Source organism: Microbacterium sp. LWO14-1.2 (genome assembly GCF_038397715.1).
Classification (GTDB): Bacteria; Actinomycetota; Actinomycetes; order Actinomycetales; family Microbacteriaceae; genus Microbacterium.
Genome location: NZ_CP151633.1, coordinates 1,596,539 through 1,613,108, shown reverse-complemented (window position 1 = coordinate 1,613,108; position 16,570 = coordinate 1,596,539). Strand labels below are relative to the sequence as shown.

General features: G+C 69.2%; 19 protein-coding genes. 12 read left to right on the top strand and 7 right to left on the bottom strand.

Going from position 1 to position 16,570, the window contains the following annotated elements:
- Positions 1-12: 12 nt before the first annotated feature.
- Positions 13-1,590, bottom strand: a complete 1,578-nt coding sequence (locus MRBLWO14_RS07745; RefSeq protein WP_341935877.1) for a glycosyltransferase family A protein — start codon at positions 1,588-1,590, stop codon at positions 13-15.
- Between the two features lie 168 nt (positions 1,591-1,758).
- Here MRBLWO14_RS07745 and MRBLWO14_RS07740 point away from each other — a divergent pair, with 168 nt between their 5' ends.
- From MRBLWO14_RS07740 to MRBLWO14_RS07730, 3 genes are all read left to right on the top strand, one after another.
- A complete protein-coding gene (locus MRBLWO14_RS07740) occupies positions 1,759-2,382 on the top strand; it encodes a helix-turn-helix transcriptional regulator (protein ID WP_341935876.1) in 624 nt (207 codons plus the stop codon).
- Positions 2,383-2,405: 23 nt separating this feature from the next.
- The gene (locus MRBLWO14_RS07735) at positions 2,406-4,094 is read left to right on the top strand and encodes an AarF/UbiB family protein (RefSeq protein WP_341935875.1); all 1,689 of its coding nucleotides are present in this window, start codon (positions 2,406-2,408) and stop codon (positions 4,092-4,094) included.
- 138 nt (positions 4,095-4,232) lie between these two features.
- Positions 4,233-6,233 carry a BCCT family transporter gene (locus tag MRBLWO14_RS07730; protein ID WP_341935874.1) on the top strand — a complete coding sequence of 667 codons (2,001 nt, stop codon included), beginning with the start codon at positions 4,233-4,235 and terminating at the stop codon, positions 6,231-6,233.
- A 15-nt stretch (positions 6,234-6,248) separates the two neighbouring features.
- Here the strand turns inward: MRBLWO14_RS07730 and MRBLWO14_RS07725 are convergent, their stop codons facing one another.
- A complete protein-coding gene (locus MRBLWO14_RS07725; protein WP_341935873.1) occupies positions 6,249-7,832 on the bottom strand; it encodes an SDR family oxidoreductase in 1,584 nt (527 codons plus the stop codon).
- Between the two features lie 93 nt (positions 7,833-7,925).
- Here MRBLWO14_RS07725 and MRBLWO14_RS07720 point away from each other — a divergent pair, with 93 nt between their 5' ends.
- The 3 genes from MRBLWO14_RS07720 to MRBLWO14_RS07710 all read left to right on the top strand — a co-directional run bounded on the left by MRBLWO14_RS07720 (position 7,926) and on the right by MRBLWO14_RS07710 (position 10,082).
- Complete coding sequence (locus MRBLWO14_RS07720) at positions 7,926-8,183, top strand: hypothetical protein (protein ID WP_341935872.1); 258 nt, start codon at positions 7,926-7,928, stop codon at positions 8,181-8,183.
- Between the two features lie 45 nt (positions 8,184-8,228).
- The gene (locus MRBLWO14_RS07715; protein WP_341935871.1) at positions 8,229-8,402 is read left to right on the top strand and encodes a CsbD family protein; all 174 of its coding nucleotides are present in this window, start codon (positions 8,229-8,231) and stop codon (positions 8,400-8,402) included.
- A 96-nt stretch (positions 8,403-8,498) separates the two neighbouring features.
- Positions 8,499-10,082 (top strand): MFS transporter, encoded by a 1,584-nt coding sequence (locus tag MRBLWO14_RS07710; RefSeq protein WP_341935870.1) that lies wholly within the window; start codon positions 8,499-8,501, stop codon positions 10,080-10,082.
- 9 nt (positions 10,083-10,091) lie between these two features.
- Here the strand turns inward: MRBLWO14_RS07710 and MRBLWO14_RS07705 are convergent, their stop codons facing one another.
- Entirely contained in the window at positions 10,092-10,652 is a 561-nt protein-coding gene (locus MRBLWO14_RS07705) for a MarR family transcriptional regulator (protein WP_341935869.1), read from the bottom strand.
- Entirely contained in the window at positions 10,652-10,891 is a 240-nt protein-coding gene (locus tag MRBLWO14_RS07700) for a hypothetical protein (RefSeq protein WP_341935868.1), read from the bottom strand. The genes MRBLWO14_RS07705 and MRBLWO14_RS07700 overlap by 1 nt, the downstream gene beginning before the upstream one ends.
- A 121-nt stretch (positions 10,892-11,012) precedes the next feature.
- Here MRBLWO14_RS07700 and MRBLWO14_RS07695 point away from each other — a divergent pair, with 121 nt between their 5' ends.
- The 4 genes from MRBLWO14_RS07695 (at position 11,013) to MRBLWO14_RS07680 (ending at position 13,435) form a co-directional block, all read left to right on the top strand.
- A complete protein-coding gene (locus MRBLWO14_RS07695; protein WP_341935867.1) occupies positions 11,013-11,465 on the top strand; it encodes a MarR family transcriptional regulator in 453 nt (150 codons plus the stop codon).
- Positions 11,466-11,533: 68 nt separating this feature from the next.
- Positions 11,534-11,869, top strand: a complete 336-nt coding sequence (locus MRBLWO14_RS07690; protein ID WP_341935866.1) for a hypothetical protein — start codon at positions 11,534-11,536, stop codon at positions 11,867-11,869.
- 2 nt (positions 11,870-11,871) lie between these two features.
- Entirely contained in the window at positions 11,872-12,156 is a 285-nt protein-coding gene (locus tag MRBLWO14_RS07685; protein ID WP_341935865.1) for a hypothetical protein, read from the top strand.
- A 55-nt stretch (positions 12,157-12,211) separates the two neighbouring features.
- Positions 12,212-13,435, top strand: a complete 1,224-nt coding sequence (locus tag MRBLWO14_RS07680; protein WP_341935864.1) for an MFS transporter — start codon at positions 12,212-12,214, stop codon at positions 13,433-13,435.
- A 10-nt stretch (positions 13,436-13,445) separates the two neighbouring features.
- Here MRBLWO14_RS07680 and MRBLWO14_RS07675 read toward each other — a convergent pair whose 3' ends face one another.
- Both MRBLWO14_RS07675 and MRBLWO14_RS07670 read right to left on the bottom strand, forming a co-directional pair.
- Positions 13,446-14,198, bottom strand: coding sequence for an SDR family NAD(P)-dependent oxidoreductase (locus MRBLWO14_RS07675; RefSeq protein ID WP_341935863.1), 753 nt, complete (start codon positions 14,196-14,198; stop codon positions 13,446-13,448).
- Positions 14,199-14,331: 133 nt separating this feature from the next.
- Positions 14,332-14,607 (bottom strand): hypothetical protein, encoded by a 276-nt coding sequence (locus tag MRBLWO14_RS07670; protein WP_341935862.1) that lies wholly within the window; start codon positions 14,605-14,607, stop codon positions 14,332-14,334.
- A gap of 121 nt (positions 14,608-14,728) precedes the next feature.
- On the opposite strand from MRBLWO14_RS07670, the gene MRBLWO14_RS07665 reads away from it, so the two are divergent.
- Positions 14,729-15,136: a helix-turn-helix domain-containing protein gene (locus tag MRBLWO14_RS07665; RefSeq protein ID WP_341935861.1), complete on the top strand. Its 408-nt coding sequence runs from the start codon at positions 14,729-14,731 to the stop codon at positions 15,134-15,136.
- Position 15,137: 1 nt separating this feature from the next.
- The gene (locus tag MRBLWO14_RS07660) at positions 15,138-16,115 is read left to right on the top strand and encodes an SRPBCC family protein (RefSeq protein WP_341935860.1); all 978 of its coding nucleotides are present in this window, start codon (positions 15,138-15,140) and stop codon (positions 16,113-16,115) included.
- 57 nt (positions 16,116-16,172) lie between these two features.
- On the opposite strand, the gene MRBLWO14_RS07655 is transcribed toward MRBLWO14_RS07660, so the two are convergent.
- Complete coding sequence (locus MRBLWO14_RS07655) at positions 16,173-16,562, bottom strand: DoxX family membrane protein (RefSeq protein ID WP_341935859.1); 390 nt, start codon at positions 16,560-16,562, stop codon at positions 16,173-16,175.
- Positions 16,563-16,570 lie beyond the last annotated feature (8 nt).

Here is a 16,570-nt window from a genome sequence, read left to right as displayed (position 1 = left end):
GGATGCCGCGCGTCAGCGCTTCCGCAGGCCGCTCCGGATCCTGCGCACCGCCCGACCGGCCACGTCCTTGAGGCGTCCGCCTGGCCAGACGCGGCGCAGCTCGACCGCACCGCCGCTCGTCGCGACGGGCGTGCAGGTGCGTCCGGCGAGGAGCGGTGAGCGTCCGGCGCCGGCAAGCGTCGCAGCATCCGCTGTCAGGGGCACGTCGAAGGTCCATCCGGCGCGGCGGACCTTCGCGATGATCCGCGCCTCTCGCGACTCGTCGTCGGGGCCGAAGACACGCAGCGGGTCGATCGCGACGGTCGTGGTCGACCGTTTGCGCAACGACGCGCTCGTCACGTGCCTGACCGAGTCGCCCTCGCCCGGGACGACGAGCTCGATGCGGTCGTTCTGCAGCTCCCGCCCTGCGTTGAGGAGTCCGGTGGGGAGTCCGTCGAACGCCACGGGCAGCGACGTCAGCGCGCCGTCGTCGAAGGTCAGCGCCTCCCGCCCGTCGCGCGTGATGGCGACGCGCAGGGCGAGTCTCAGTCCGCCGCCGCGCGACCAGGATGCCGAGGTGACGGTGACCCGGCAGTCCATCTCCTTCTCGAAGCGCGCGAACGTCACGAGATCGGCGCGGCGGTCGGCGCGCAGCAGTGCGGCCCTGATCCGCTGGGGGAACGCGAGCCCGGCGTCGACGCCCGGCCCGAACCGGCGCTGCACGATGGGGATCACGGCGTCGAGCAGACGGTCGCGGTACTCGGCCGGGTAGGCGACCATGCGCTTGCCCGACACCCGCTTGAGGATCTTGCCGCGGAACCAGTGCCGCAGCAGGCGATCCCTCAACCGGCCGGGTTCGGTGTACTGCTCGACGAGATCGAGCACCGCCTCGAGGTGCGGGAAGTACGACTCCGGGTCGATGCGCGCCGAGCTCGCACTCCCCGACCGCTTCACCCAGGCGTAGCAGGGGACGCTGCCGAGGATCGAGATCGTCCGTGCCTCGAAGTACGCGCGCATCACGAAGAGGTGGTCCTCGAGGCGCACCTTGCCGTCGGGGAACCGCACGCCCTTCTCGCGCAGGAACGCGGTGCGGAACATCTTGTGCGGCGTCAGCATCTCGAGCAGCGGGTCTTCGCCGAGCTGCGCGTTCGGTACGTCGCGGCGGTAGATGCGGCGGGGCAGAGGTCGGCCGATTCCGACCTCCTTACCCACGATGACGTCGGAGCCGTGCTCGTCGGCGTAGTCGCACAGCGCCTCCAGCGCCGACTCGAACAGCCAGTCGTCCTGATCGACGAACTGCACGTAGCGGCCGCGCGCGGCGGCGACGCCCTCGTTGCGCGGAGTGCCGGGCCACCCGGAGTGCGGCAGGTACAGCACACGCACGTACGGCCGCGTGCTCTCGACCTCCGCCAGCCGCTCCCTGGTCTTCCCGTCGGATCCGTCGTCGCAGAGCAGCACCTCGAACTGCGTGCGGTCGAGGGTCTGCCGGTCGAGGGAGGAGATGAGCTGGTCGAACGCCTCGTTCGGATTGAACACGGGCACGACCACGCTCACGCGCACCGACTCGGGAGCGGACGACTCGGCGGGAGGGGACTGGGGATCTTCGGACACTGTCGACATCGTGAAGCAGTCAATCAGTGTCGGCTATGGATGCGCACGGGGGTTGCGATGCGTCTGCCGACGTGCAGTCTCGGGCGAAACTCCCACCCCATGCCCAGACTTAACGATATATCGTTGAGTATCGCTCACCGGCTCCACCAACAGCACTGGGAGGTCATCATGAACAACGCATTCCCCTTCGGCACCGGCTCCACCGGCGGCGACAACCCGCTCGGCGGCATCTTCGGATCCGGCGGCTTCGGCGGCCCCAACGGTCCGGCCGGCGCGCTCTTCGACGCGCTCGACCAGCTGCGCAAGTCGTTCGACCAGCAGCGCCCCAGCGGTGGGACGCGCATGGCCCGCGGCGACGTCCGCACCGCCGTGCTCTCGCTCCTCGCCGAGCGCCCCATGCACGGCTACCAGATCATCAGCGAGATCGCCGAGCGCAGCGGCGGATCGTGGAAGCCCAGCGCAGGATCGGTGTACCCGACGTTGCAGCTGCTCGCCGACGAGGGCCTGATCGAGGCCGAGGAGCAGAACGGTCGCAAGACCTACTCGCTCACCGAAGCCGGTCGCGCCGTCGCCTCCGAGTCGACCGAGACGCCCGCGCCGTGGGAGTCCAGCTCCACCAAGGACGGCCACCGCAACGACCCGCGCTTCTCCGCGCTGCCGAAGGCCGGTGTCGACCTCGCGGCCGCCGCCGCCCAGGTCGGACGCAGCGGCAGTCCCGAACAGGTGCAGCAGGCCATCGACGTGCTCGACGAGGCCCGCCGTAGGCTGTACACGATCCTCGCTCAGGACTGAACGCGAACGAACGGGAACCATCGATGACGGATGCCGCGGCGCAGGGCGCCCACCGCGCCCGCTACCGCCGCATCGTGTCGTTCGCGGCCCGCGAGTTCATCGCGATCTGGTGGTTCGAACTCGTGCTCCCACGGTTCGGACTCGCCGGCATCGCCGAGCGGACCCGCGGGTCGCGCATGCAGCGCTTCGCGCGGCGGTTCCACAGCCTCGCGATCGACCTCGGCGGTCTGATGATCAAGGTCGGGCAGTTCATGTCGTCGCGCCTCGACGTGCTGCCGCCCGAGATCACCAAGGAGCTCGAGGGGCTGCAGGACGAGGTGCCGGCCGTCCCCTTCCCCGACATCCGCCGCGTCGCGGAAGCCGAACTCGGCGCCCCGCTGACCCGCGTGTTCGCCTGGTTCGACGAGACGCCGGTCGCCGCGGCATCCCTCGGCCAGGCGCATCGCGCTCGGCTGTCCGACCAGAATGCCGCAGACACGGGCCTCCGCGACGTCGTCGTCAAGGTGCAGCGGCCGGGCATCGACGGGATCGTCGCGGTCGACCTCGCCGCCCTGCGCCGCGTCTCGCGCTGGGCGATGCGCGTGCGGTTCGTGTCGGACCGCGTCGACGCGCCCGCCCTCGTCGAGGAGTTCGCCGCGACGAGCTTCGAGGAGATCGACTACCTGCACGAGGCCCGCAGCGCCGAGCGCTTCCGGGAGAACTTCGCCGACGATCCGCGCATCGACGCCCCCGAGATCGTCTGGGAGCGCTCGACCCGACGGGTGCTCACTCTCTCCGACGTCACGGCCATCAAGATCAACGACACGGAAGCTCTGCGCGCGGCCGGCATCGACCCCTCGGCCGTCGCCGACGCGTTCGCCGAGGTCATGTTCGACCAGGTGTTCACGCACAGCTTCGTGCACGCCGATCCGCACCCCGGCAACATCTTCGTCACCCCCGACGCGTCTTTGCCGACCGGTTTCCGGCTCACCTTCATCGACTTCGGGATGATGGCCGAGGTGCCGGACAACCTGCGCGACGGGCTGCGCACCCTGCTCATCGCGGTGACCGCGCGCGACAGTCACGGACTCGTCGCCGCCGCGCAGGAGATCGGCGTGCTGCTGCCCTCGGCCGACACCGGCGAGCTGGAACGCGCGCTCACCGCGCTGTTCGCCCGCTTCGGCGGCATGGGGTTCGCCGAACTCGCGAAGGTCGATCCGCGCGAGTTCACGGACTTCGCGAACGAGTTCGGCGACATGGTGCGCTCGCTGCCCCTGCAGCTGCCCAAGAACATGCTGCTGCTCATCCGCGCCGTGTCGCTGACCTCGGGCATGTGCTCGAGCCTCGACCCCGACTTCAACGTGTGGGATGCCGCAGAGCCCTACGCCGGACGCCTGCTGCGCGAGCAGAGCGGCGGTCTCATGCGCGACATGGCCGACCAGGCGATGGAGACCGCCGCGATCACTTACCGCCTGCCGAAGCGGATCGACGCGATCATCTCCCGCGTCGACGCGGGAACCGTGACGTTCGACACGTCGCGACTCGAACGCCGTCTCGACCGGCTCGAGGGCATCGCCCGGCGCATCGGGTCGGGTGTGCTGTTCGCGGCGATGCTCGTCGGCGGGGCGCTGCTGGTGCCGACGCTCGAACCCCTCGGCATCACCCTCATCTGCGCGTCGGGGCTCCCGCTGCTGCACGCCGTCTTCGCCGGCCTCGGTCGCCGCTCGCGCTGAGCCCGCTTCGCGGGGCTTTGAGCGAGCGGTCGCCGCGTTTCGTCTCGGTCGACTTCGTCGTCCTCGCTCAACGACCGGGGGTGACGACCGATGGGCGCGAACCGGCCCCGATATGCCGGCATGGGAGAATCGGGAGTCATGGACACTCCTGACGAGACACCCCCCTCGCGGACCGACGTTCAGAAGACCACCACCGGAGCCCTGCGGCAGGCCGGGATGCAGGCGGGCAAGATCGTCCGCGACATCGCCGCCGTCCCGCCGCGCAGCGTCCACCCGGCCCTCGTGCCCGGCGTCTCGGTCGAGGAGACCGGACGCAGGTACCGCACCGATCCGCTGGTCTTCGGCGTCGCCGCATCCCTCACCATCGCGTTCATCGCGTGGGGCGTGTTCGCGGGCGACAACCTCGCCGGCACGACGTCGGCGGTGCTCGCATGGGTGGTCGAGTACTTCGGATTCTTCTTCACGACGATCGCGACCGTCATCCTCGTGTTCATGCTGTTCATCGGCTTCAGCCGGTACGGACGCATCCCGCTCGGTCGCGACGACGAGGAGCCCGAGTTCTCGATGTTCTCGTGGATCTCGATGCTCTTCGCCGCGGGCATGGGCATCGGCCTGGTCTTCTGGGGCGCCGCCGAGCCGCTGACGTTCTTCGAGTCGCCGCCGCCGGGCACGGTCGAGGCGAACACGCTCGAGGCCATGCACACCGCCCAGGCCCAGGTGCTGTACCACTGGGGTCCGCAGGCGTGGGCGTTCTACGCGCTGGTCGGCGGCGCGATCGCCTACGGCGCTTTCCGCCGCGGCCGCACCCCGCTGATCTCGTCGATCTTCGCTCCGCTGCTCGGCGAGGGGCGCACCACCGGACCGCTCGGCCGCACCATCGACATCTTCTCGATCATCGTCACCCTGTTCGGCACGGCCGCGTCGCTCGGCCTCGGCGCGCTGCAGATCGGACACGGCGTCGAGATCGTCAGCGGCATCGGCGAGCTCGGCAACGGCGTCCTCATCGCGGCGATCGCGGTGCTCACCGCCTGCTTCATCGCGTCGGCCGTGTCGGGCGTCTCGAAGGGCATCCGCGCGCTGTCGAACATCAACGCGGTCGCCGCCCTCGTGCTGGCGTTCTTCGTGTTCTTCGTCGGGCCGACGCTGCTGATCCTCAACGTCATCCCCTCGGTGGCCGTGCAGTTCCTCGGCGACCTGCCGCAGATGATCGCGCGCTCGGCATCCCAGGGCGACGAGACGCAGATGTTCCTCTCGACCTGGACGATCTTCTACTGGGCGTGGTGGATCTCGTGGTCGCCGTTCGTCGGCATGTTCATCGCGAAGATCTCGCGCGGACGCACGCTGCGCCAGTTCGTGTCGGTCGTCATCGTGGTGCCGGCCGTGATCTCGCTCGTCTGGTTCGCGATCTTCGGCACCACGGCGATCCAGCAGCAGATGGACGGTGCCGGCCTCACGGTCGACCCGCCGGAGGAGGTGCTGTTCGGCGTGCTCGAGAACCTTCCGTTCCCGCTGATCACCAGCATCCTGCTGATCCTGCTGATCTCGATCTTCTTCATCACCGGCGCCGATTCCGCGTCTCTCGTGATGGGCACGCTGTCGCAGCAGGGCCGCCCCGACCCGTCACGCTGGGTCGCGGTCGTGTGGGGTGTGCTCGTCGGAGTCATCGCCGCCGTGCTGCTCGTCAGCGGCGAAGAGGGCAGCGGTCTGCGCTCGCTGCAGAACGTGACGATCATCGCCGCGCTGCCGTTCGCGGTGATCATGGCGTTCATGATGGTCGCCTTCATGAAGGACCTGCGTCGCGACCCGATGATCCTGCGCGAGCGCTACGCGCGCATGGCCGTGCGGCACAGCGTCATGGCCGGACTCGAGGAGTACGGCGACGACTTCGCGCTCGTGCCGGTCGAGTACGACCACTCGGAGGACGACCTCGCCTGGATCGACGAGGCCGAGGTCGACGACAGCCTCGCCGAGGTCTACGCGACGGCCACCGAGGCGATCGACATCATCCCGGAGGCGGACACGGATGCGGGGGTGGATGCCGCGGCATCCCCTGCCCCGACGGACCCGCCCGCGGCGCTCGCCGAGGACACGGCCGAGTCGGTCGACGAGGCAGGCGGTACCGCCCCGACCGAGCGCTGACCCGCCCTTCGCGCGTCAGCGACCGGGCGCGACGGTCTCGACCGGCTTCTCCGCGGCAGCCGTGATGCGGGCCGCCATCCCGGCGAAGATGAAACCGTGGAAGGGCAGCACGGCGAACCAGTACAGCCGTCCGGCGAGTCCTCGGGGGAAGAACACGGCACGCTGCTCGTAGCGGGCGCCCTTGCCGTCGGGGAGTGCGCGCAGCTCGAGCCACGCCTCGCCGGGCACCTTCATCTCGGCGCGCAGGCGCAGCAGTCCGCCGCTCGCGTCGGACGCCTCGGTGTCGCGCCCCGGTTCCTCGACGGCCTCGACGCGCCAGAAGTCGATCGCGTCGCCCACCCGCGCCGCGGCCTTGTTGCGGCGGCCCCTGCGCAGACCGACGCCGCCGACGAGGCGGTCCATCCATCCGCGCACGGCCCAGAGGAACGGTGACGAGTACCAGCCGTTCTCCCCGCCGATGCCGATGATGACGCGCCAGAGCCCCTCGACCGAGGCGGTGGTGCGCAGCGACCGCGCATCCGTGAAGACCATGCGCCCGGCCCATTCGGGGTCGCTCGGCAGCGGGTCGCTCGGCGCGCCCGAGACCTCGGAGTCCTGCCAGCTCGTCTCGATCGCGTCCGCGTTCACTCGCCCGAGTGCGAGGCGCACCGACTGGCGGTACGGCGTGAGCCCGCCGTCGGGCCGGGGGATGAGGTCGTCCACGGCGCGGTCTTTGACGATGCACTCGTTCTGCAGCGACGCGACGAGCGGTCGTGCGATCGAGCGCGGCACGGGCGTCACGAGGTTCACCCAGTGCGAGGCGAGGCCAGGGGTCAGCACGGGCAGAGCGGCGATCGCCCGCTGGGGGAGACCGGCTTCGACCGCATAGCCGTTCATCATCTGGCCGTAGCGCAGCACGTCGGGTCCGCCGATGTCGACGGCGCGGTTCACGCTGTCGTCGACGCGGGCGGCGCCCAGCAGATAGTGCAGCACGTCGCGCACGGAGATCGGCTGGATGCGGTTGCGCACCCACTTCGGCGCCGGCATGTACGGCAGCACCTCGGTGAGGTGGCGGATCATCTCGAACGAGGCCGAACCGGAGCCGATGACGACGCCCGCCTGCAGCACCAGCGTCGGGACCCCCGACTTCAGGAAGATCTCGCCGACGTGCACGCGGGATCGCAGGTGCGCCGAGAGCTTCACGTCGTCGGGGTGGAGTCCGCCGAGGTAGACGATGCGTCGCGCGCCGGCGGCCGCCGCGGCATCCGCCACCGTCTGGGCTGCCTGCTCGTCGCTCTCCTCGAAGCCCTTGCCCGCCGACATCGAGTGGATCAGGTAGTAGACGACGTCGACGTCGCGCATGGCCTCGGCGACGGCATCCTCGTCGTCGGCGGATCCTTCGACGATCTCGGCGTCGGAACCCCAGGGGAAGGATGCCGCGCGCGCCGCGTCGCGCGCCAGCACGCGCACGCGGTAGCCGGCGTTGAGGAGCCGCGGGGTGAGGCGCCCGCCGATGTATCCGGTGGCGCCGAGGACGAGAGCTCGGGGCATCGATCCGTCGTCGCGGGGGACTGCGCGCAGCGCGTCTTCGTGGCCGGTGGGCTGGGTGAGCTCCGTCATGCTCCCGAGGGTATGCCGAGACACCGGAATTTTCACTAGGCTTCCGAATCACTAGTTCATCTAGTAACCTGCCATCGAAGGTAGGTGATGGATATGTCCGGAGCAGCGAATTCCCCCGTTCGCGTCGATCAGGCCCCACATGACGCGACGTCGACGCTCTCGGATGCGGCCAGCCTCGCGCCGCTCCCCGCCAGCGAGGCCGTGGGACGCGTGATCGGGATCGATCGCGCGTCCCTCGTCTCCGCTCGACCGGGTCGCGAGATCCTCGGAGCGGCAGGGCTCATGGTGCTCGTCGCCGCCGCATCCGTGCCGCTGATGACCGTGATCGTCACACAGCTCCTGCAGGCGTGAGCCGCAGACCGCAGACCACCGTTGGAAGAGAGAAGGGAAGCCCTCATGGGACTCGATGACAAGATCAAGAACGCCGCTCAGGACATCGCCGGCAAGGCGAAGGAGACCGTCGGCAAGGTGACCGACAACGAGAAGCTCGAGGCCGAGGGCAAGGCCGACCAGGTCAAGGCCGACGCCAAGAAGGCCGGCGAGAACGTCAAGGACGCCTTCAAGAACTGAGGCGTTCACGTCACGCGGGGAGGCGGCGGTGCCGCCTCCCCGTCGTGCGTTTCCGCGTGCATCCGGCGCGCGAACCGGGGGAGCAGGGAGAACATCATGTCCGAATCACTCAAGAGCGAGTCCCTCTGGCGACGGCTGGGCCGTCGACTGGGTCTCGTCAAAGACGACGAGCCGCGCCGTCTCACGGTCGACGACGTCACGGTCGTCGATCGACCGATGCTCCGCCGCGCGGTGGCCGGCACCGTCGTCGGCAACCTCATGGAGTGGTACGACATCGGCGTGTACGGGTACCTGGCCGTGATCATCGGCCGGGCGTTCCTGCCCGACGCCTCGGAAGGCGCTCAGGCCCTGTTCTCGCTCGGCGTCTTCGCCGTGACATTCGTCGCGCGTCCGCTCGGCGGCATCGTGCTCGGACAGCTCGGCGACCGCCTCGGGCGTCAGCGCATCCTGGCCTTCACCCTCATCATGATGGCCGCGGCGACCTTCCTCATCGGCGTGCTGCCCGACTACTCCGTGATCGGCGTCTGGGCGCCGATCCTGCTCATCGTGCTCAAGCTCGCGCAGGGATTCTCGACCGGCGGCGAGTACGCCGGCGCCACGACCTTCATCACCGAGTACGCGCCGGACAAGCGCCGGGGCTTCTACGCCTCGCTGCTCGACCTGGGGTCGTACATGGGCTTCGCCGTCGGTGCCGCGTTCGTGTCGATCCTGCAGCTCACGCTCTCGGATGACGTCATGCAGGGCTTCGCCTGGCGCATCCCGTTCCTCGTCGCCCTGCCTCTCGGCGCCGTCGCCATCTACTTCCGGCTCAAGATCGAGGACACCCCGGCCTTCCAGGAGGCGCAGGACTCCGCGAAGCGCGCGGCCGATGAGGCGCAGGCGTCCGCCGACGCCCCGAAGGGCGTGTTCGCGCTCATCCGCTCCTACTGGCGCGAGCTGCTGACGGCGTTCGTGCTCGTCGCCGCCGCCAACACCGTCGGCTATGCCCTCACCTCGTACATGCCCACGTATCTGACCGGCACCCTCGGGTACGACCCCGTGCACGGCACCCTGCTGACGCTGCCCGTGCTCGTGGCGATGGCCCTCTGCATCCCGTTGACCGGTCGGCTCTCCGACCGCATCGGTCGCCGGAAGGTGCTGTTCATCGGGTCGGTCTCAGCGATCGTGTTCGCCGTGCCCGCCTTCCTGTTCATGATGCACGGCGAGATCTGGTCGACTGTGCTCGGCCTCGTGCTGCTCGCCTTCCCCGTGACGTTTTACGTCGCCAACCTCGCGTCATCGCTGCCCGCGCTCTTCCCGACCTCGTCGCGGTACGGCGGCATGGGCATCTCGTACAACCTCGCCGTGGCGCTGTTCGCCGGCACCGCGCCGGTCGTGATGGAGGCGCTCGTGCAGTGGACCGGGTCGTCGCTGGCGCCGGCCTTCTACGTGATCGGCACCTCGATCGCCGGATTCATCGCGGTGATCGTGCTGAAGGAATCGGCGCGCCGACCGCTCCCCGGGGCGATGCCGAGCGTGCAGACGATCGAGGAGGCCGTCGAGCTCGTCGAGACGCAGGACGAGAACCCCGACCTCGATCTCGACGAGCTGTTCCCGGAGCGGGTCGAGGCGGGCGCGCCGGACGAGGCGGGCGCGCGAGACGAGGCGGGCGGGCGGGTCGAGACCGGCGAGCGGGCCTGAGCCTCAGGGCTATTCGCCCGAGGACTCGGATTCCTCGTGCGAGCGGATGACGTCGCGCAGCTCCTGATCGAGGTCGGAGGCCTCTTCGATCGCCGAGGTCATGCCGGCGAGGAAGCGCGTCACGACGGCGCGCTCCTTGTCGCTCATCTCGTCGACGAGGGCGAGCATGCGGCGGTGCATGGCGCCGAGCGTCTCGCGCACCTCGTCGTCGCTGCTCACGGTCGGCACCACGACGCCCGCGCGGCGGTCGGTCGGGTGCGCTTCACGGCGCACGTGACCGCCCTTCTCGAGGCGGTCGATGAGGGTGGTGGTGGATGCCGTGGAGATGTCGAGCATGCGGGCGATGTCGATCGGGCGCACGATGCGGCCGGCGCGCTGCTCGCGCAGCAGGAAGCGCAGTGCGACGAGATCGGTCTCGTTCATCTTCATCGAGGCGCGGGTACGGGCACGCATCGCGGTCTCGGCCGAACGGTAGCGACGCAGCAGGTTCAGCACGTCGACCGTGCTCGCCGAATCGGCGTCGGGGTACCAGTAGCCCGACCGCGTGAATTCCTCGGGAGACTGAGACATCAGGCCACCTCGTCGTCGTCGCTCATGCGATCCTGCTCGCGCGTGAGCATCTCGACCGCTCCGAATTCGACCTCCGCGGGCACGATGCTCAGCATCCCTCCGGTGATCGCCTCGTTCTCGGCGGCGACGATCTGCTCGAGCCGCCAGTCGGGGACCGTCGGGAAGCGCTCGCGCAGGCGCTCAATGACGTCGGAGTACAGGATGTACCCCGCCTCTTCGGGCGTGAATCGCTCTCCCATGGCGTCCTTTCCGACAGGACTCCATCCTCTCACCCGTTCGCGAAGCGCAGTGCATTGCATATCACTAGTCTGCCTGCTTACGTGGTTCTCTTGTAGAATGGTTCAGTCAGGGGGTGACGGAATGGCCGAGATCAAGGATGCGACGCAGGTGACGACGCGCGAGCTGGTGGAGCGTGTCGACGACCTCCGTCGTGCCGAGTCGCAGCTCGCTCGCAGGCTCTCGTCTCGCCGCGCACCGAATGACACCGACCGTGAGGCCATGCGATTCATCGCGGAGGCCCCGGCCGACTCCCCCGCGACGCCCGGCGACCTCGCCGCGCACCTCAACGTCAGCACGGCGGCGGTGACCAGCGTGCTCCGTCGCCTGCAGGAGCGCGGTCAGATCGTCGTGGCACCGCACCCCGTCGACGCGCGGTCGAAGGTGCTGCGGCCGTCGCTGCGCGATCTGAACTCCCCCGTCGACGATCTCACGCAGCGCATCGAAGACATCGCGAGCGAGTTCACGCCCGAGCAGAGCGACGTCGTCGCGCGCTTCCTGCGCCGTCTGACGGAGGAGATCAGCGACCTTTCGTGAACCAGTATTTCCCTTGGCTGGCATTTAGCTAGGTAACCTAGTAATCTAAATGTTGAAGGAACCACGGGATGGGAGACACGATGGGACACCTCACCTACGGGAACTCGACACTGCCGATCGACGTCGAGGACGAGACTCTGACGCACGTCCGAGCCGTCACGCTCACCAAGCTTCGGCGCAACGAATCGTTCGCCCTCACGCTGCACACGCCGGGAGGCGTCGAGACGCTGTGGGTGCAGGCGGCGATCCCGCTGCGCTTCGTGATGGAGGAGGAGACGCCCATCGACCGGGCGCTCCTCGTCAAGATGATGAACGCCGCGAACTCCTCGGGAGGCCTCGACCTCACCCGTGCCGAGTTCGCAGACGTGGCGGCTGCTCCGCAGCTCCACGCCATGAGCGCCTGACGATGTCGAAGCGCATCGGAGTCGCGGCACGCGCCGCGGCAGGAGCACGCACTCGTGCAGTCGCCACGCCCCGCGGGCTGTGGGTGGAGGTCGAGCCCGGCTTCCATGTCGGCAATGACGGGCTGCAGTACCTCGGGTCGATCACGGTCGTCCCCGGTCGGGGGTTCGAAGCGTCGGGGCCTCGGTCCGACGTGATCGGGATCTTCTCCGACCTCGACGACGCGAAGGCGGCCGTGGCGTCGGCGTCGGCGTCGGTCGCTCCGGAGGGCGCGTCTCTCCTGCGCTGAATCGCGGTCTCGGCGTATATCGGGCGGCCGTCACGATACGTGTACGATCGTACGCATGACCTCCGCCGAAACGATTCGACGCACCACGCCAGACCGCACCGTCCGTCGTGCGCGCATCGCCGTCTCGGCACTCTTCCTCACGAACGGCGCGCTGTTCGCGAACATCCTCCCGCGCTATCCCGAGATCAAGGCGAGCCTGGGTCTCGACAACGTCGGCTACGGTCTCGCGATCGCCGCATTCCCCGCCGGAGCCATCGCCGCCGGACTCCTCGCCGCCGTGCTCATCCGTCGCTTCGGCTCGGCGCGCATGGCCGTCTTCGGCACGATCGCGACCGGCCTCGGGTTGCTCGCGGCGGCGCTGTCGCCCTCCGGCATCCTGTTCGCCGTCGCCCTGCTGATCGGCGGCGCGTCGGATGCGATCACCGACGTCGCGCAGAACGCCCACGGGCTGCGGGTGCAGCGCCGCTACGGGCGGTCGATCATCAATTCGTTCCACGCGATCTGGTCGATCGGCGCTGTGCTCGGCGGCGGTATGGCCGCGGCGGCCATCGCGCTGCAGCTGCCGCTCGGCGTGCACCTGGGCATCTCGACCGCCGTCTTCGTGACGGTCGCGCTGGTCGCGCTGGCGTTCTGCCTGCCGGGGCGGGATGAGGAGGCGGATGCCGAGGCGACAGCCGATCCGGCCGAGGTCGCCACGGCCGTGCGCCGGCGCGTCACGCCGCGACTCGTCATGATCCTCATCGCGCTCACCCTGATCGCCATGGCCGGCGCGGTCGCCGAGGACGCGGGCAACTCGTGGGCGACGCTCTACCTCTCGGAGTCGCTGGGCGCCGCGGCGGCCGTCGCCCCGCTCGGCTTCATCGCGCTCGTCGGCGCGCAGTTCATCGGACGGATGCTGGGCGACGGCCTCACCGATCGGTTCGGCCAGCGCGCGGTGGCCCGCGTCGGCGGACTCATCGCCGCCGCCGGCATGACCCTCGCGCTCGTGTTCCCCAGCGTGCCGGGCACGATCGCCGGATTCGCGGCCGTCGGGTTCGGCATCGCGACGCTCATCCCCGCCGCGATGCATGCCGCCGACGAGCTGCCAGGACTCCGTGCCGGTGCCGGGCTCACGATCGTCTCGTGGCTGCTGCGCCTCGGATTCCTGCTGTCTCCGCCGTTCGTCGGTTTCCTCGCCGAGACCGAGAGCCTGCGGGTCGGTCTCATCGTGGCGCCGGCGGCAGCGCTCGTCGCGGCGCTGCTCGCCGGCGTGCTCGAGGGGCGCAAGCCCCGCGCATGACGGTGCGCGATCAGGGCGCGGTGTAACCGCCGTCGACGAGGTGGTAGCTGCCCGTGATGAAGCTCGCGGCGTCGCTGGCGAGGAACGCGATGAGGTTCGCCACCTCGTCCGGGCGACCGAGACGACCGATCGGGTGCTTGCTCACGAGGAACGCCTTCGCCTCGTCGCCCATGGTCGCGAGCAGCGGGGTGTCGATGAAGCCGGGGCCGACGGAGTTCACGCGAACGCCCTTGTCGGAGTACTCCAGTGCGGCCGACTTCGTCATCCCGACCACGGCGTGCTTGGCGGCCACGTAAGCGGGGGAGTTGGCGAAGCCGACGCTGCCGAGGATCGACGCGATGTTCACGACGGAGCCGCCGCCGTTCTCGAGCATCGATGAGATCTGCGCCTTCATGTTGCGGAACACGGCGTTCAGGTTGATCGAGATCACCTTGTCCCACGCGGCGTCGTCGTAGTCGGCGGTGGGAGCGGATGCGCCCCCGATACCCGCGTTGTTCACGCCGATGCGCAGCGGCGCCAGCGAGTTGGCGAGCGTGATCGACGATGCGATCCAGTCGGTGTCGGTCGCATCGCCCACCGAGGCCTCGGCGGTGCCGCCCGCGGCGCGGATCTCCTCGACCACCGCGTTCGCGTTGTCTGCGTTCAGATCGTTCACGACCACGGCCGTGCCGTTCGCGGCGAGGAGGAGTGCCGTCGAGCGGCCGATCCCGCTGCCCGCTCCGGTCACGATCGCGGAGCGGTCGGAGACGTCGTACTGAGCCATGGGTGGGCTTCTTCCCGGGCGGGCGCCGGTTCCGGGAGATCTTCTCGGACGGGTCCGTCCTTCCTTCCACCCTACGCCCGAATACGGGAGATGGATTCAGTTGAATGGAACTATCGCGACCGAGTCCGGCTCGCTAGACCGCGCGCCTGAGTGCGCGACGCAGGCGCTCGACGGCAGCATCCATGACGGCGGTCCCCGTGTCGGAGAACGATCCCATGCCCCCGCGATAGAGGCGTAGGGCGTCGCGGGCCGCCGCGCGCACGTCGGCGGGTCCGTCGAGGCCCTCGAACTGGCGCGCGAGCCGGTCGGCCACCTCGCCGCGAGGAGTGTCATCGTCGTGCGTCGCTGCGGCTCGGAGCCGCGCGATGGCATCGCGGATCTCGTCGAGCGAATGGGATGCAGTCGGCACGGCCTCAGGGTATCGGTCGAGGGGCAGACGCGGTGGTGCGCGATCGCGGGATGCCGAGCCGAGCGCGGACTGGACGATTCCCTGTTGACACCCGCCCTGCCGAGGTCTAACGTACAACCAAATGGTTGCACAAAGAGAACTGAGCGAAGCGGAGGTCGACCGTGTGTTCCATGCACTGGCGACGTCGACCCGACGCGACATCCTGCGTCGGACGATCGAGCGGGAACAGTCCGTCTCGACCCTCGCCTCCGAATACGAGATGTCGTTCGCCGCGGTGCAGAAGCACGTCGCCGTGCTCGAGGCCGCGAACCTCATCGTCAAGCGCGCCGAGGGACGCGAGCGGCTCGTCCGCGCGAACCCCGAGATGATCGCCCGCGCCAGGGCGCTCCTCGCCCGATACGAAGAGCTGTGGCGGTCGCGCATCGCCCGCCTCGACGATCTGCTGGCCGAGCCTTCGCCGAGCTCGGGCGCCCAGCGAACCACCTCCACCGACAACAGCAGCACCTCACGAACCGACGAAGGAGACTGACATGCCTGTCACCGATATCACCACGGATGCCGAGAACCTCACCATGACCGTCGTCGCGGACTTCGCGGCGCCGATCGAGCGGGTCTGGAGCGCGTACAGCGACCCCCGCCAGTTGGAGCGCTTCTGGGGCCCTCCCGGCTGGCCGGCTACGTTCACTGCCTGGGACCACACGGTCGGCGGGCGCGCGAACTACACGATGAACGGCCCGCGCGGCGAGTCCTCGTCGGGCTCGTGGGAGTTCCTGTCGATCGACGAGCCGCGCGGCTTCGAGGTGCTCGACTCCTTCGCGGATGCCGACGGCAACCCGCTCGACGGCTTCCCGGCGCAGCGCATGACGTTCGCATTCGAATCCACCGCCGACGGCACGCGCATGGTGACCACGAGCCACTTCGATTCGGTCGATGCACTCGAACAGGTCGTCGAGATGGGTCAGGTCGAGGGCATCCGCATGGCGATGAGCCAGCTCGACGCCGTGCTGCAGGATCTCCGAGACTACGCGCAGGGCAAGGGCACGGTCGTCGACATCCTGGACGACACCCACGTGCGCATCACGCGCCTCGTGAACGGCCCGCGCGATCTCGTGTGGCGTGCCCACAACGATCCGGAGCTCATGAAGAAGTGGCTGCTCGGACCCGACGGATGGGAGATGACCGAGTGCGTGGTCGCGACCGAGGTCGGACAGACGTACCGCACCTCCTGGGCACCGGTCGGCGACACCGAGGGTCAGCCCTTCGGGTTCGAGGGTGAGGCGCTCGTGATCGACGCACCTCGGCGCTCGGTGCAGACCGAGCGGATGATCGGGATGCCGGTCGAGACGCTGAACGACCTCAACCTCTACGAGGAGGACGGCGCGACCCTCATCACGCTCTACATCGAGTACCCCGACAAGGAGACGCGCGACATGATCCTCGCCACCGGCATGGCCGACGGCATGGAGGCGTCGTACGACCGGCTCGAGCGGGAACTGCTCGCGGTCTGAGCTCGCGTCGCCGCAGTCGCACCGCCCGGTTCTCGCGAGCCGGGCGGTGCGTCGGTGTCAGCGACGTCGTTCGCGCGTCGACCAGAGCGCGAGCAGCACGAGAACGGGCTGGAAGAACAGCCGCACGAACCGTTTGATCTCGGTGTCGAGGCCGAAGCCGTCGCGGTGGTGCACCCACTGGGCGAGGTTGCCCGGGAAGACGGCGATGAAGAACAGAGCGGCGATCACTCCGACGAGTCGGCGCTTCCCGTGCGCGAACAGCAGCGCGGAGCCGAGGCCGATCTCGACCACGCCGGACGCGAGCACCGTCGTATCCGGATCGAGCGGCAGCGATTCGGGCACCTGCGCCTGGAACTCCTTCCTGGCGAACGTCAGATGCGAGACGCCCGCGAACACGAGCGAGGATCCGAGGAACAGGCGGCCGATCGTGCGCGCAGGTGTCGACATGGCGCGAG

Coding starts and splice junctions, on each gene's coding strand:
- MRBLWO14_RS07740 (WP_341935876.1), top strand. CDS start 1,759: ATGAACAACGCATTCCCCTTCGGCACCGGCTCCACCGGCGGCGACAAC.
- MRBLWO14_RS07735 (WP_341935875.1), top strand. CDS start 2,406: ATGACGGATGCCGCGGCGCAGGGCGCCCACCGCGCCCGCTACCGCCGC.
- MRBLWO14_RS07730 (WP_341935874.1), top strand. CDS start 4,233: ATGGACACTCCTGACGAGACACCCCCCTCGCGGACCGACGTTCAGAAG.
- MRBLWO14_RS07725 (WP_341935873.1), bottom strand. CDS start 7,832: ATGACGGAGCTCACCCAGCCCACCGGCCACGAAGACGCGCTGCGCGCA.
- MRBLWO14_RS07720 (WP_341935872.1), top strand. CDS start 7,926: ATGTCCGGAGCAGCGAATTCCCCCGTTCGCGTCGATCAGGCCCCACAT.
- MRBLWO14_RS07715 (WP_341935871.1), top strand. CDS start 8,229: ATGGGACTCGATGACAAGATCAAGAACGCCGCTCAGGACATCGCCGGC.
- MRBLWO14_RS07710 (WP_341935870.1), top strand. CDS start 8,499: ATGTCCGAATCACTCAAGAGCGAGTCCCTCTGGCGACGGCTGGGCCGT.
- MRBLWO14_RS07705 (WP_341935869.1), bottom strand. CDS start 10,652: ATGTCTCAGTCTCCCGAGGAATTCACGCGGTCGGGCTACTGGTACCCC.
- MRBLWO14_RS07700 (WP_341935868.1), bottom strand. CDS start 10,891: ATGGGAGAGCGATTCACGCCCGAAGAGGCGGGGTACATCCTGTACTCC.
- MRBLWO14_RS07695 (WP_341935867.1), top strand. CDS start 11,013: ATGGCCGAGATCAAGGATGCGACGCAGGTGACGACGCGCGAGCTGGTG.
- MRBLWO14_RS07690 (WP_341935866.1), top strand. CDS start 11,534: ATGGGAGACACGATGGGACACCTCACCTACGGGAACTCGACACTGCCG.
- MRBLWO14_RS07685 (WP_341935865.1), top strand. CDS start 11,872: ATGTCGAAGCGCATCGGAGTCGCGGCACGCGCCGCGGCAGGAGCACGC.
- MRBLWO14_RS07680 (WP_341935864.1), top strand. CDS start 12,212: ATGACCTCCGCCGAAACGATTCGACGCACCACGCCAGACCGCACCGTC.
- MRBLWO14_RS07675 (WP_341935863.1), bottom strand. CDS start 14,198: ATGGCTCAGTACGACGTCTCCGACCGCTCCGCGATCGTGACCGGAGCG.
- MRBLWO14_RS07665 (WP_341935861.1), top strand. CDS start 14,729: ATGGTTGCACAAAGAGAACTGAGCGAAGCGGAGGTCGACCGTGTGTTC.
- MRBLWO14_RS07660 (WP_341935860.1), top strand. CDS start 15,138: ATGCCTGTCACCGATATCACCACGGATGCCGAGAACCTCACCATGACC.
- MRBLWO14_RS07655 (WP_341935859.1), bottom strand. CDS start 16,562: ATGTCGACACCTGCGCGCACGATCGGCCGCCTGTTCCTCGGATCCTCG.